The organism is Naasia aerilata, from assembly GCF_030296595.1.
Lineage (GTDB): Bacteria > Actinomycetota > Actinomycetes > Actinomycetales > Microbacteriaceae > Naasia > Naasia aerilata.
This window is the reverse complement of sequence record NZ_AP027731.1, coordinates 2,678,137-2,692,191: the sequence shown is the minus strand read 5'-3', so window position 1 is coordinate 2,692,191 and position 14,055 is coordinate 2,678,137. Positions and strand designations below refer to the sequence as shown.

Here is a 14,055-nt window from a genome sequence, read left to right as displayed (position 1 = left end):
CCGGTACCGCGGGTGAAGCCGCCGAACCGCCCCCGTAACGACACCGCCGGAGGGCGGCGTCACCCGCGCGGGGTAGCGTCGAGCGGTGACCGCCTCCCCGGCTCCCCGCCGCTCCCGCCTCGCGATCGCGGGTCCGATCGTGAGCGCCCTCTCGGTGCAGGCGGGCGCCGGTGTCGGGACCCTGCTGCTGCCCGCTGTGGGGGCGGTCGGCGTCGTCGGACTCCGGCAGCTCTTCGCCGCCATCGTCCTCGCTCCCACCCTGCGCCGGGACGTGCTGCGCTGGCGGCTGGTGTGGCCCTCCCTGTGCCTCGGCCTCGCCCTCGTCGTGATGAACCTCGCGATCTACGAGTCGTTCTCCCGCCTCGAGCTCGGGCTCGCCGTGACGCTCGAATTCCTCGGCCCGCTGGCGGTCGCCCTGCTCTCCTCGCGTCGCCTGCTCGACCTGATCTGCGGGGTCGCGGCCGGCGCCGGCGTCGCGCTCCTCACCGGGACGGTGCACGACATCGACCCCATCGGCGTGGGGCTCGCCCTGCTGGCCGGCGTCGCGTGGGCCGCCTACATCCTCTTCACCCAGCGGGCGGGCGAGCGGCTCCCCGGGATCCAGGGCACGGCGGTCGCGAGCTGCGCGGCGTCGCTCGTCACGCTGCCGCTCCTGATCGGGATCCTCGTGCGGGTGCCGACGGACCGGCTGCTCGGCATCCTCTCGCTCGGCGCCGTGGTGGGCGTGCTCTCCTCCGCACTCCCCTACTCGCTCGACCTGGCGGTGCTGCGCCGGATCTCGCGCAACCTGTTCAGCGTCCTGCAGAGCCTGCATCCCGCCGCGGCCGCCCTGTCCGGGCTGCTCATCCTCGGCCAGACGCTGGCGCTCCCTCAGCTCGTCGGCCTCGCGGTCATCAGTGCCGCGAACGCGGTCGCGGTCCTGGGCTCAGCGCGGCGGGGTGCCGCGGCCCGGCGCGTCGCCGCCGCTGCGGCCGCACCGGGAGCCTGACAGCGGGTGTAACCGCCTTCTCGCGGGTGCAACTACACCCGCGGAACCGCGGTTTCACCCGCCGTTCAGTCAGTGGGCTTCAGCGGGTGGCGGTGAGGCGGGCCCAGAGGGCGTCCGCCTGCTGCAGCGTCTGCTCGAGGGTGCCGCTCGCGTCGATCACGTCGTCGGCCATCGCGAGGCGCTCCTCGTCGGTCGCCTGCGCCGAGACGCGGCGACGGGCCTCGTCCTCGGCCATGCCGCGGAACTCCACCATCCGCCGGATGCGCTCCTCGGCGGGCGCGTGCACCACCACGACCCGGTCGAACTCGACAGCGCCCCGGGCCTCCGCGAGCAGCGGCACGTCGTAGACGACGATGGCGCCGGGATCTGCCGCGAGGGCGTCACCGAACCGGGCGCGGGACAGCCGGCCCACCTCGGGGTGCACGATCGAGTTGAGGCGCTCGCGGGCCTCCGCATCCGCGAACACGATCGCGCCGAGCGCCGGGCGGTCGAGGCTGCCGTCCGCAGCGAGGACGCCGGGGCCGAAGGCCTCCGCGACGGCGGCGAGGCCGGGACTGCCGGGGGCGACGGCCTCCCGCGCGAGCTGATCCGCGTCGACGACGACGGCTCCGGACTCTGCGAGACGGCGGGCGACGGTGGACTTGCCGGATGCGATGCCGCCGGTGAGGCCGATGAGGGTCACTCCCCCAGGCTAACCGGCGGGCTCCAGACGTACGGCGTCGTGCTCGTTGCGGGCGTGAACCCCAGCCGCTCCAGGATGCGCCGGCTCATTGCCGAGGCGTCCACCTGCAGGTAGCGGTAGCCGCGCTCGACCGCGATCCTAGCCCGGCGCGCAACGAGGTCCCGGTAGATCCCGCGACCGCGCCAGGCGGCGAGCGTCGACCCGCCCCAGAGGCCGGCGAAGTCGGTGCCGGGACGCAGCACCAGCCAGGCGGAGGAGACCAGCCGCCCGCCCGCCTCGGCAGCGAGGATGACGATCGACTCGGGGTGCGCCGCCTTGCGCTCGGCGAGGTCCTTCGCGAGCCACCCCCAGTCCTCCTCCCAGATCTCGGTGTGCTGGTCGGCGATGCGGCGGAGGTCCTCCGGCTCCTCGACCTCGCGGACCGTCACGCCTGGCGTCCCCTCCTGCGGCGCGAGCAGGTCGGCGGCCTCGGCGAACAGCAGCGTCTCCTCCTCCTCGGGCAGAAAGGAGTGCGCGAGGAGCCGCTCGGGAAGGTCCGCCGGCCGGTCGTGGCCGTACACCTTCCACTCGACCGCCTCGCCGCGCTGCGCCCAAACGTCACGCTGGCGCGCGATGAGCGCATCCAGCTCGGCGCCGCGCAGCCCGGTGTCGGGCGGCGCCGCGAGGAAGCCGGTGCCCGGGTAGTAGACGCGGCGGACGGGGCCGTCCTCCTCGGTGGGCACGCCGTCGGCGAGACCGCTGCCCGGCCGCACCTGGCGGTCGAACAGGGCCAGCACCTCCGCCGCGAACCCGCTCACCCCGGCATTGTCCCAGCCCGGCGGGCCGAAGCGTCAGGGCTGGACGTGGGGCTTAAACGGACTCGCCGCCCCGGACGGATCCGGGACGGCGAGCTCGCAGGTCGGGAGGACCTAGTTGTTGCTGGAGAGCCGCTCACGCAGCGCCGCGAGCGACGCGTCATCGGCGAGCGTTCCGGCCGAACCCGAGTCGCTGGAGAACGACGAGGAGGACGACGACGACGAAGAGGACGAGGACGAGGAGTTGCTCGACGTGATGCCGGCCGCCTCATCCGCGATGCTCTTGACGATCTGCTCCTTGTGCTGCTCCCAGCGGGCCTGGGCGTCGGCGTACTCCTGCTCCCACTTGGCGCGCTGCTCCTCGAAGCCTTCCTTCCACTCGTTGGTCTCCGGGTCGAAGCCTTCGGGGAACTTGTAGTTGCCCTGCTCGTCGTACTCGGTGACCATGCCGTAGAGGGCGGCGAGGCCGGAGTCGAACTCCTGGTTGCTCGGGTCGATGCCCTCGTTGGCCTGCTTGAGGCTCAGCGAGATGCGGCGACGCTCGAGGTCGATGTCGATGATCTTCACGAAGACCTCGTCACCGACGGAGACGACCTGCTCGGCCAGCTCGACGTGCTTGCTGGAGAGCTCGGAGATGTGGACGAGACCCTCGATGCCGTCCGCGACGCGGACGAACGCACCGAACGGCACGAGCTTCGTGACCTTCCCCGGGGCGATCTGGCCGATCGCGTGGGTGCGGGCGAAGACCTGCCACGGGTCCTCCTGCGTCGCCTTGAGCGACAGGGAGACACGCTCACGGTCGAGCTCGACGGAGAGCACCTCGACGGTGACCTCCTGGCCCACCTCGACGACCTCGCTGGCGTGCTCGATGTGCTTCCAGCTGAGCTCGGAGACGTGGACCAGACCGTCGACGCCGCCGAGGTCGACGAATGCGCCGAAGTTGACGATCGAGGAGATGACGCCCTTGCGGACCTGGCCCGGGTGCAGGTTCGCGAGGAACGTGCTGCGGCTCTCGGACTGGGTCTGCTCGAGCAGGGCGCGACGCGACAGGACCACGTTGTTGCGGTTCTTGTCGAGCTCCAGGATCTTCGCCTCGAGCTCCTGACCCAGGTACGGGGTGAGGTCGCGCACGCGGCGCAGCTCGATGAGCGAGGCGGGGAGGAAGCCGCGGAGGCCGATGTCGACGATCAGGCCGCCCTTGACGACCTCGATCACCGTTCCGGTGACCACGCCGTCGGCTTCCTTGATCTTCTCGACGTCACCCCATGCGCGCTCGTACTGGGCGCGCTTCTTGGACAGGATCAGCCGGCCTTCCTTGTCCTCCTTCTGGAGAACAAGCGCCTCGACACTGTCGCCGACGTTGACGACCTCGTTGGGGTCGACGTCGTGCTTGATGGAGAGTTCGCGGGAGGGGATGACACCCTCGGTCTTGTAGCCGACGTCGAGGAGGACCTCGTCGCGGTCGATCTTGACGACAGTGCCCTCGATGAGGTCTCCGTCGTTGAAGAACTTGAGGGTCTTCTCGACCGCGGCCAGGAAGTCTTCAGCAGATCCGATGTCGTTGACGGCGACCTGCTTGGTGGCCGGGGCGGTCGTAATGGTTGACATGTAGTAGTAGCTCCAGAAGTGGACAGAATTCAGGCCGACAACGAAGGAGGTTGGGATCTCTTCGCTCTCGGCGAGCGGATGGGATGGTGTCGAGACGGCACGAAGCCACGAAGACAACAGGGCAGTCTAACCCGGATGGGGACAGCGTCTCCACCGCCGATGGGCCTGAACGCGCCGCTCATCGACATCACGCGCGAGGAGTGCGGGCTGTTCCCGCGCCCCTCGGGATCCTCGTCGACCGGCGCCTCGAACACCGGCGCCTCCGGGTCGCCTGCGGTCGCGAGCACGCCCCGCATGTAGCCGAGCTCGCTGTCGTAGATGTGGGCCGACTTCACGACCATGGTGAGGCGCCCGGCCGGGAGCCCGAGCGCCTCGGCCACGCGCGTCTGCAGATGGGCGAGCTCGACGAGGTTGCCGTATCCCTTGGCGCCGAAGTCGATGCCGTGGCAGTAGACGACGAGCTCGACCGCCTCGTCCGGGATCCAGAAGTCGAGCAGGCTCACGCACGGGATGTAGGTGCTGTCGGTGAGCGGCTCGAACGTGGTGATCGCAGCGTCCTTCGCCGCCGGGTCGGCGCTCAGGCGGCGGACGACCCAGTTGAGCTGGTCGAGGCCGGTGCGGCCGTAGTCGAAGAGACGGCTGGCGTAGCTGGCCGCGCCCCCGAGAGCCTCGACCTCGGAGTAGTCGGTGAAGTTGGCGTGCATCCACTCGAGCCGCTCGGGGTCGGCCAGGCGCGCGATGATCGCGTCGTCGGGGTCTGCGCGCTCCACCTCGAGCGTGACCCGGCGCAGCTGGCGCAGCGGGAGGCCCTCCCAGGTGCCGGGCTCACCGTCGGCCACGATGCGCGCGGCGACGTCGAGCCAGGCCGCCCCGATGCTTTCGGCGTCGATCGTGCCGCCGTCCGCGGTCACTGGCCGGCTCCGAGGATGGCCGCGCGCAGCGTGTCGAGGCCGACGCCTCCGACGTCGAGCGCCCGGCGGTGGAACCGCTTGATGGAGAAGTCCGCGCCCTCCCGGCGCTGCACCTCGTCCCGGAGCTGCTCCCAGATCCGCTGCCCGACCTTGTAGGCCGGCGCCTGACCGGGCCAGCCGAGGTAGCGGTTCCCCTCGAACCGGAGCGATGCATCGTCCCACGTGGAGTTGGCGCGGAGGAACGGGAAGACCTGATCCCCGGTCCACGTGCCGCCGTCCGGGTGCTTCTTGCCGAGGTGCACGCCGATGTCCACGACGACGCGCGCGGCCCGGAGGCGCTGCCCGTCCAGCATGCCGAAGCGGTCGGCCGGCTCGTCCAGGTACCCGAGCGAGTCCATGAGCCGCTCCGCGTAGAGCGCCCAGCCCTCCGCATGACCCGAGGTGCCCGCGATGCGGCGCCACGAGTTCAGCTGCGCCTTGTTGTACGTCGCGATGCCGATCTGCAGGTGATGCCCGGGGACGCCCTCGTGGTACACCGTCGTGGTCTCGTGCCACGTGTCGAACTCGGTCACCCCGGCAGGCACCGACCACCACATCCGGCCCGGGCGCGCGAAGTCGTCGGAGGGACCCGTGTAGTAGACCCCGCCGGTCTGCGTGGGGGCGATGCGGCACTCGAGGGTGCGCACCTCGGCGGGGATGTCGAAGTGGGTGCGGCCGAGCGCCTCGATCGCCCGATCGCTGAGGTCCTGCATCCAGCGCTGCAGCGCGTCGGTGCCGTGCAGCTTCCGGCTGGGGTCCTGCTCGAGGTGGGCGATGACCTCCGGGATCGTGGCGCCGGGCAGGATGTCGCGGGCGATGGCCTCCTGCTCCTCGACCATGCGCCGCAGCTCGTCCTGACCCCACTCGTAGGTCTCGTCGAGGTCGATCGTGGCGCCCAGGAAGTCCCGGGAGGCGAGCGCGTAGATCTCGCGCCCGACCGCGTCCTGCTCGGGCGCGCGGGGCGCCAGCTCGCGCTCGAGGAAGTCGGCGAACTCGCCGTAGGCGACGGCCGCCGCGGTGGCTCCCGCCTCCAGGTCGCGCCGGAGCGTGTCCGTGACGGGCACCCCGTCCACCGCGGCTCCGCCGACGAGCGTGAAGAAGAAGCCGTCGGCCGCCGCGTGACCCTTCGCCTGCAGCGCGACCTCCCGCACCTGGCGGATGGCGGGCACCGTGCCGAGCTCGACGCCGCGACGCAGGGTCTCGGTGTAGCCGGCCAGCGCGGCTGGCAGGTTCCCGAGCCGCTGGGCGACGTGCTCCCAGGCCGTCTCGGTGCCGGTGGGCATGAGGTCGAAGACCTCGCGGATGTCCTGGGCGGGCGAGGCGATCACGTTGAGGTCGCGGAAGGCGAAGCCGGCCTCGTGCTTCTCGCTCGCGAGATCCAGCTCGCGGAGCAGATCCGTCCGCGTAACCTCGTCCACCGGATCCGCCGGGGAGGTCTCCCGAAGACGGGACGCCACCTTCCGGCCGGTGTCGATGATCCGCTCGCGCCCCTCCGGCGAGTAGTCGCTGTAGGCGCCCTCGTTGCCGGGACGGCCGAGCCAGATCCCCATCTCCGGGGACAGCTCGACGAGGGTGTCCACCCAGCCGTCGGCGATCCGGTCGATCTCGGTGGGAACTCGCTCCTCGGTCATCCTCCGAGCCTATGCCGCGGCGTCGGCCTATTCCGCGGAGTCGGCCTCGGGGCTCGCCTCGAGTGCCCGCCCCACTGCGTCGTCGATGCGCTCCGCCGCCTGCGCGTAGGAGGCGAGGCTGCCGTGGATGCCGTCCGGGGTGGCGCCCTCCCGCCAGGCGGTGCCGTCGCGGGCCTCCACCCACGGGTCCACCCAGGTCCACCCCTCCCGGCGGGCCAGTCCCACGAGAGCGGTGTTGAGCGCCGCCGCGCGGTCGGGAGCCGCGGAGTACGGCGGGATCGCACACAGCACGACCGCCCGCACGTCGGCCGAGTCGGCGATCCGGGTCACGTTCTCGAGGGTCAGCTCTGGCTCGATGCCGGTGGCGACGTCGTTCGTGCCGGCCAGGACGACGAGCGCGTCGGCGGCGAAAGGCTGCAGGTTGGCCGCCATGAGCGTGCTGGTCGCGCCGTCACGCCGCCACCCTCCGGTGACCTCGTAGCGGGAGTCGAGGTAGTAGGTCCAGGACCCGGGGTCCACGGCGACGGCATCCCATGGCCCTCCCGAGGAGAGCGAGTCCCCCACCACGCCGATCGGGATCGGGGCGGGCGCCGGGGACGGCGTCGACATGCCGGGCGCCGGGAACGACGCGGGCGAGCCGTCGGCCGCGCACGCCGAGAGGGTCAGCACGGCGACGCATGCCACGGCGGCGATCATCGCTGCCCGACGGGGCCTGCCGCGGGCATGCATGGGTCGACTCTAGCTAGCGTCCGCCTGAGTCCGCGCTGAACAGCTTGGTGATCTCCTCCGGCCGCCGCGCCGCCCGTAGGCGGGCCGCGAGGTCCGGGTCGAGCAGGATCTCGGCGAGTCGGGCGACCAGCGCCACGTGGCCGCCTGCCGGGGCGGCGATGCCGATGCAGACCTGAGCGCGCTGTCCCGCCCAGTCCACGCCGTCCGGGAAGCCGAGCACCACCATGGCGCTGCGGGAGACGGAGTCCTTGCCGGCCAGCGTCCCGTGCGGGATGGCGACGCCCTCGCCGATGTAGGTGGACACGGAGTGCTCCCGCTCGAGCATCGCCTCGACGTAGGTCTCGGTGACCGCCCCGGACGCGACGAGCGCCTCGCCGCACTGGCGCACGGCGTCGAAGCGGTCGTCGGCGGTGAGGCCGAGCCGGATCGACGACTCCCCCAAGAGCTCGGTCAGCGGTCCTCGCGCTGCGCCGGCCATCCGGTCCTCCTCGCGCTCGTCGGTCCTGCGTCCATTGTCCGCCGAGCGGATCAGTGGGCCGCTTCGTCCCAGTTGTCGCCGCGTCCGAGCTGCACGTCGAGCGGGACGCGCAGCTGGGCGGCGGAGCCCATGCGGGTGGTGACAATGCCGGCGAGGGCATCCCACTCCCCCGCCGCGACCTCGAACACGAGCTCGTCGTGCACCTGGAGCAGCATGCGCGATTCGAGCTCTTGCTGCCGCATGTCCGCAGCGATCTCGATCATGGCGATCTTCATGATGTCGGCCGCCGAGCCCTGGATCGGTGCGTTGAGCGCCTGGCGCTCCGCGTTGTCCCGCAGCACGCGGTTGGGGCTGTTGAGATCCGGGAACGGGCGGCGCCGTCCGAAGATCGTCTCGGTGTAGCCGTCCGCGCGCGCCTGCTCGACCACGTTCCGGAGGTAGTCGCGCACGGCCCCGAAGCGGGCGAAGTAGTCGGTCATGAGCTGCCGCGCCTCGCTCGTGTCGATGCGCAGCTGCTTCGAGAGGCCGAAGGCGGAGAGCCCGTAGGCCAGACCGTACGACATCGCCTTCACCTTGGTGCGCATGGCCGGCGACACCTCGGGCGGTTCGACGCCGAACACGCGCGAGCCGACGAAGCGGTGCAGGTCCTCGCCGCTGTTGAAGGCCTCGATGAGCCCCTCGTCCTGCGACAGGTGCGCCATGATCCGCATCTCGATCTGCGAGTAGTCGGCGGTGAGGAGGGTCTCGTAGCCGTCGCCGCGCATGAACGCGGCGCGCATCCGGCGGCCCTCGTCGGCCCGGATGGGGATGTTCTGCAGGTTGGGATCGTTGGAGGAGATCCGCCCGGTGGTCGTGCCCGTCTGGGCGTACGTGGTGTGGATGCGGCCGTCCGGGCCGATGCCGCGCTCGAGGGTGTCGATGATCTGCCGCAGCTTGCTCGCGTCGCGGTGCTGCAGGAGCAGGTCGACGAAGGGGTGCGGGTTCGACTCCATGAGGTCGGCGAGGGAGTCCGCGTCGGTCGAGTAGCCGGTCTTGGTCGACCGGGTCTTCGGCATCCCGAGCTCCTCGAACAGCACCTGCTGGAGCTGCTTGGGCGAGCCCAGGTTGAGCTCGTGACCGAGCACCTGGAACGCCTCGGCGGCGAGCCCGTCGATCCGCTGGCCCAGCTCCGCGGAGAGGGATCCGAGCAGCGGCGCGTCGATCGCGACGCCGTTGGTCTCCATGCGCGCGAGCACCCGGAGGGTCGGCAGCTCGATCTCGCTGAGGACCCGCGTGTCCCGCTCGTCGAGCACACCCCGCAGCGAGTCGACGACCCGGAAGGTGAACCACGCCTCGGTGGCGACGCCCGCTCCGTCGTCCGCGGGAACCAGCTGGTTGGGGTCCGAGACCGGCAGCTCCTCGGCGAGGTAGCGCCGGACCAGGTCGGCGAGGGTCTTGTCGATGCCGCTCGGCCGGAGCAGCCAGCCCGCGATGAGGCTGTCGAAGGCGAGTCCGCCCAGCGCGAGTCCCGCGGAGGTCAGCGCCTTCAGCTGGGGCTTCGCGTCGTGCATCAGCTTGCGCTCGGGGCTCGCGAGCCACTCCTCGAACGGAACCCAGTCGGCGCTGCCCGGCTCCCACGGCACGATGGCCGATTCCGTCTCTCCAGCGATGCCCGCGCCGATGACCCGGTCGCCGGAGAGCTCGAGGGTCAGGGCCAGCCCGCCCGGGTGCTGCTCGGTCTGGCGGCGCAGCCAGGCGGCGAGCCGGTCGCCGCGGTGCACCTGCGGGGTCGGGGCCGGAGGTGCGGTGCTGGGCTCCTCCTTGATGAGCGCCTCGGGGGTCGAGGCGGAGGACGCCGACTGCGTCTCCCCTCCAGCTTCAGCAGGCGGTCGAGGATGTTGCGCATCTGCAGGCCGCCGAGCAGGTCGCGGAGGGCTTTGATGTCGAAGGGCTTGCGCTCCAGGTCGTGCGGCCCGGTCTCCAGCTCGAGGTCGTCGATCAGCCGGTTGAGGCGCCGGTTCCGCTCGGCGCGGTCCCGCTGCTCGCGGAGGTTGTTGCCGACGACGCCCTTGATCTCGTCGGCGTGGGCGAGGATCTCGTCGAGGCTGCCGTACTGGGTCAGCCACTTCAGGGCCGTCTTCTCGCCGACCTTGTCGATGCCGGGCAGGTTGTCGCTCGTCTCGCCGACGAGGGCAGCGATGTCGGGGTACTGCCAGGGCTCGATGCCGTAGCGGGCGTGCACCTTCTCGGTGTCGTATCGAGTGAGGTCGGTGACGCCCTGCCGGGAGGGGTAGAGGAGCGTGACGTCCTCGTTCACGAGCTGGATGGTGTCCCGGTCGCCGGAGACCACGAGGACCTTGAAGCCCTCCTCCCGGCCCCGCTTCGCGAGGGTCGCGAGGATGTCGTCGGCCTCGAAGTCCTCCTTCGTCATCGTGGGGACGTTCATGGCCTTGAGCGCATCCTGCAGCAGCGGCACCTGGCCCACGAACTCGGACGGCGTCTCGCTGCGGGTGCCCTTGTACTCCGGGTAGTCCCGCGTGCGGAACGAGGCGCGCGAGATGTCGAACGCGACACCCAGATGGGTCGGCTTCTCCTTCTGCAGCAGCACGATGAGCATCGACAGGAAGCCGTGGATCGCGTTCGTGTGCTGCCCGTTCGAGGCCTGGAAGCTGTCGACCGGGAGCGCGTAGAAGGCCCGGAAAGCGAGGGAATGACCGTCGATCAACAGGAGGGTAGGCTGATCGCTCTCTGACACGGTGCCAGCCTAGCCGCGGCCGACGACACGGCCGGAGCGGCCGGAAGGACCCCGATGACGACCTTCCCTGAGGACATGGATCCCGAGCTCGTCGAGCGCCTGGTGACCTCAGGAGGCGGCGAGCTGACGCGGAAGATGGGCGTCGAGTTCGTCGAGCTGTCCGCGTCGCATTCCGTCGCGCGCATGCCCGTGGAGGGCAATCGCCAGGTCGTCGGGCTGCTGCACGGCGGGGCCCACGTGGTCCTGGGCGAGGCGCTCGGCTCGATCTCGTCGGCCATCCATGCGGGCCGGGGCAGGTATGCCGTGGGCATCGAGATCAACGCCACCCACTCCCGCTCGGTGACCGAAGGCTGGGTCACGGCGACGTGCGAGGCGCTGGTCCTCGGCCGCACCCTCACGACGCACCAGACGGTGGTCCGGGATGATCAGGGCCGCCGGCTCTCGACGATCCGGATGACCAACATGCTCCGCGACGAGTAGCGCCCGGGTCGCGCGGACGGCGGGCCGGGTTGGTCGACTTGCCAAAAGTCCCGCTAAACGCGCTTCTTAGCGGGACTTTTCGGCAAGTCGTTCCCGCGGTGTGGACAACGGAAGCGGAACGGTCAGTGAGTCGGCACGGTATGCCGATGCGCGAACCGGAAGCACTTCCTCAGCCCTTGGATCTCGGCCCCTTCAGCGTCGCGGAGGCGCGCCGAGCAGGGGTGCGCCGTGGCCGCCTCTACCGGTCCGACCTCGCCCGGCCGTTCCACGGAGTTCGAGCCATCAGCGAGTCGCAGCACGATGTGCGCGCTCGATGTGACGCCTACCTGCCGCGGCTCCGAAGCGGGCAGTTCTTCAGCCACACGACGAGCGCCGCACTGCACGGCCTGCCGCTACCGCAGCGTCTCGGGGAGGATCCGACGGTCCATGTGTCGGTGCTCGCTCCGGGTCGAGCCGTTCGCGTCGCGGGAGCCAAGGGGCATCAGTTGATCCCTCGCGCGGGACTGATCCGGCTCCTCGACGGGATGCCCGTGGCCAGCCCCGTGGAGACGTGGTGCCAACTGGCAACGATGCTGACGGTCGACGAGCTCATTGAGGTGGGAGACGCGCTGCTCAGCAAAGGCACCGCGCGACGGGACGAGGCTGCCGCGGCGATGTCGGCTGCAGTGCAGCTGGACGACCGCCCATGCATCGGACGCCTCCGGGATTCGTGGGCGGAGGTGCGTCCTGGCGTGCGGTCGCCGGGCGAGACCCGGCTGCGCCTCCTCCTCGTCCGAGCAGGCCTTCCCGAGCCGTCCCTGAACGAACGCATCTATGACAGGAACGGCGCCTTCGTCGCGGAGTGCGATCTCGTCTACCGGCGAGCCCGCCTGGTCATCGAGTACGAGGGCGACTACCACCGGACCGATGTCCGAACGTTCCGCAACGACATCGTCAGGCGCGAGCGGCTCGAGGATGAGGCATGGACGACGGTGCGTGTGACGGCCGACGACCTGGCTCAACGCCCCGCCGAAACGGTTTCGCGCATCGCCAGCCGTCTCGCGTCCGGACCGCCTGCGCCACGATAGCGACTTGCCGAAAAGTCTCGCTAAACCGGTCGAATAGCGGGACTTTTTGGCAAGTCGGCCCTCCGCGCGGCGCGAGGCTACTTCTTGGGGGCGGAGAGCTGCTCGATGATCGCCTGGGCCACGTCGCGCATGGTGAGGCGGCGGTCCATGGAGGCCTTCTGGATCCAGCGGAACGCGTCCGGCTCGGACAGGCCCATCTTCTCGTTGAGGAGGCCCTTGGCGCGGTCAACGAGCTTGCGGGTCTCGAAGCGCTCGACCATGTCGGCGACCTCGGCCTCGAGCGTCACGATCTGCTGGTAGCGGCTGAGCGCGATCTCGATCGCGGGAAGCAGGTCGTTCGGCGTGAACGGCTTCACCACGTAGGCGAGCGCGCCGGCCTCGCTGGCTCGCTCGACGAGCTCCTTCTGGCTGAACGCCGTGAGCAGCACGACCGGGGCGATGCGGTTCTTGCTGAGCCGCTCGGCGGCGGAGATGCCGTCCAGCTGCGGCATCTTCACGTCCATGACGACGAGGTCGGGACGCAGCTCGGTCGCGAGGGCCACGGCCGTCTCGCCGTCTCCGGCCTCGCCGACGACCTCGAATCCGTTGTCCCGGAGAGTCTCGACGATGTCGAGCCGGATCAGCGATTCGTCCTCAGCGACGACGACGCGTCGGGGAGCCGAGGATGCTTCAGCCTGGTCTGCCACGGGGAAAGCCTACGGTATCGTGAGGCCCGGTCGGCCCCCGGGCGGGACGGGCCGGTGTGGCGGAATGGCAGACGCAGGGCACTCAAAATGCTCCGCCCGCAAGGGCGTGTGAGTTCGAGTCTCACCACCGGCACGACACGTTGCACCGCCAACGGCGGGGCAACGTGGCGTGTGTGTGGTGGGCGAGACGCACACCGGGCCCACGCGCGAACGGCCCCTGAGCCGCGCAGCGGCGAAGGCCGTTCGCCGGGGACGGGGTTCGAGTCCCACGACCCGGCACTGACGCTTCAGCAGGACTTCGTGCCGCAAGCAGGACCTGGGGCGCCGTTTCGTCCTGCTCAGCGCACAAAGTCCTGCTGATGGGATGAGCGGTCGCGCACCGATTCCTGCTGAGGGGAAGGGCAGGCGCGCAAAGTCCTGCTGAAGGATCCGCAGGCGCTGAGCGTCCTATTGAAGCGCCGAAGCCGCCCCCGCTACCCGCCGAGCAGCGCCGCGGCGACCGCATCCGGCGCCTCGATCGCGGCCTGATGGCGCACGCGTGGGATCACCCGCTCCGTCACGCCCGGCGCCCGGAGCAGCGGCCGCATGGCCTCCTCGGTCGCGGTCGGATCGTTCTCGCCCCGTACGGCGAGGACGGGGACGGAGATCGCGAGGATCCGCTCGCGCGCGTCCCACTCCCCCAGCGCCTCACAGCAGAGGGCGTAGCTCTCGTCGTCGGTGGCGGCGACTCCCGCGAGCACCCGGCCGACGACCTCGGGATGCGCGGTCGCGAAGCCGGGCGTGAACCAGCGCTCGGCGAGGGACCCGACCAGCGATCCGGTTCCGCGCCGACGGACGGCCGCGGCGCGCTCCTGCCAGGAGTCGCGGTCGCCCATCCGCGGCGCGGCGCAGACGACGCCGGTGAAGACGAGTCCCTCCGGATCCGCGAGGGCGAGCTCCTGCACCACGGCGCCGCCGAGCGAGGTGCCGACCACGCCGAAGTCGTCGACGTCGAGCTCGTCGACCACGTCGAGGACGCCCTGCGCGAGGTCCGCGATCGTGAACGGCTCCTCGGCGATCGCGGACGCGCCGTGGCCGGGCAGGTCCACGCCGAAGACGCGCCAGCGCTCCGCGAGAAGCGCGGCGGCGGGCCGCCAATCCTCGTAGCTTCCGCCGAGGCTCGGGAGGAGCAGCAGGACCGTCGCGTCGGCCGCGCCGCCGAGCGGCGTCGCCGTCAGCGCCGGCACGG

12 protein-coding genes, 1 tRNA gene and 1 pseudogene are annotated in these 14,055 nt (G+C 71.0%); 4 read left to right on the top strand and 10 right to left on the bottom strand.

Annotated features, from left to right (window positions below; translation table 11 throughout):
* Positions 1-85: 85 nt before the first annotated feature.
* Positions 86-988: an EamA family transporter gene (locus QUE51_RS14065; protein ID WP_286276985.1), complete on the top strand. Its 903-nt coding sequence runs from the start codon at positions 86-88 to the stop codon at positions 986-988.
* Between the two features lie 79 nt (positions 989-1,067).
* Here QUE51_RS14065 and coaE read toward each other — a convergent pair whose 3' ends face one another.
* The 8 genes and pseudogenes from coaE to polA form a co-directional block, all read right to left on the bottom strand.
* A complete protein-coding gene (gene coaE, locus QUE51_RS14060) occupies positions 1,068-1,670 on the bottom strand; it encodes a dephospho-CoA kinase (protein WP_286276984.1) in 603 nt (200 codons plus the stop codon).
* Positions 1,667-2,467 carry a GNAT family N-acetyltransferase gene (locus QUE51_RS14055; protein ID WP_286276983.1) on the bottom strand — a complete coding sequence of 267 codons (801 nt, stop codon included), beginning with the start codon at positions 2,465-2,467 and terminating at the stop codon, positions 1,667-1,669. The genes coaE and QUE51_RS14055 overlap by 4 nt, the downstream gene beginning before the upstream one ends.
* Positions 2,468-2,578: 111 nt before the next feature.
* The gene (rpsA, locus tag QUE51_RS14050) at positions 2,579-4,072 is read right to left on the bottom strand and encodes a 30S ribosomal protein S1 (RefSeq protein WP_286276982.1); all 1,494 of its coding nucleotides are present in this window, start codon (positions 4,070-4,072) and stop codon (positions 2,579-2,581) included.
* Positions 4,073-4,101: 29 nt separating this feature from the next.
* Positions 4,102-4,983 carry a thymidylate synthase gene (locus QUE51_RS14045; RefSeq protein ID WP_286276981.1) on the bottom strand — a complete coding sequence of 294 codons (882 nt, stop codon included), beginning with the start codon at positions 4,981-4,983 and terminating at the stop codon, positions 4,102-4,104.
* The gene (locus QUE51_RS14040) at positions 4,980-6,653 is read right to left on the bottom strand and encodes a DUF885 domain-containing protein (protein ID WP_286276980.1); all 1,674 of its coding nucleotides are present in this window, start codon (positions 6,651-6,653) and stop codon (positions 4,980-4,982) included. The genes QUE51_RS14045 and QUE51_RS14040 overlap by 4 nt, the downstream gene beginning before the upstream one ends.
* Before the next feature lie 27 nt (positions 6,654-6,680).
* Entirely contained in the window at positions 6,681-7,337 is a 657-nt protein-coding gene (locus QUE51_RS14035) for an SGNH/GDSL hydrolase family protein (RefSeq protein ID WP_286276979.1), read from the bottom strand.
* Positions 7,338-7,395: 58 nt separating this feature from the next.
* Entirely contained in the window at positions 7,396-7,860 is a 465-nt protein-coding gene (locus tag QUE51_RS14030) for a PTS mannitol transporter subunit IIA (protein WP_286276978.1), read from the bottom strand.
* Between the two features lie 50 nt (positions 7,861-7,910).
* Positions 7,911-10,594, bottom strand: a pseudogene (gene polA / locus QUE51_RS18440) (DNA polymerase I).
* 54 nt (positions 10,595-10,648) lie between these two features.
* Here polA and QUE51_RS14015 point away from each other — a divergent pair.
* Together QUE51_RS14015 and QUE51_RS14010 are read left to right on the top strand one after the other, a co-directional pair.
* Complete coding sequence (locus tag QUE51_RS14015) at positions 10,649-11,074, top strand: PaaI family thioesterase (RefSeq protein ID WP_434017209.1); 426 nt, start codon at positions 10,649-10,651, stop codon at positions 11,072-11,074.
* A gap of 140 nt (positions 11,075-11,214) precedes the next feature.
* Positions 11,215-12,141 carry a DUF559 domain-containing protein gene (locus tag QUE51_RS14010; RefSeq protein ID WP_286276975.1) on the top strand — a complete coding sequence of 309 codons (927 nt, stop codon included), beginning with the start codon at positions 11,215-11,217 and terminating at the stop codon, positions 12,139-12,141.
* Positions 12,142-12,218: 77 nt separating this feature from the next.
* Here QUE51_RS14010 and QUE51_RS14005 read toward each other — a convergent pair whose 3' ends face one another.
* A complete protein-coding gene (locus tag QUE51_RS14005) occupies positions 12,219-12,827 on the bottom strand; it encodes an ANTAR domain-containing response regulator (protein WP_286276974.1) in 609 nt (202 codons plus the stop codon).
* Positions 12,828-12,877: 50 nt separating this feature from the next.
* Here QUE51_RS14005 and QUE51_RS14000 point away from each other — a divergent pair.
* Positions 12,878-12,960, top strand: a tRNA-Leu gene (locus tag QUE51_RS14000).
* A 340-nt stretch (positions 12,961-13,300) separates the two neighbouring features.
* Here the strand turns inward: QUE51_RS14000 and QUE51_RS13995 are convergent.
* Complete coding sequence (locus QUE51_RS13995) at positions 13,301-14,053, bottom strand: alpha/beta fold hydrolase (protein ID WP_286276973.1); 753 nt, start codon at positions 14,051-14,053, stop codon at positions 13,301-13,303.
* Positions 14,054-14,055: the final 2 nt, after the last annotated feature.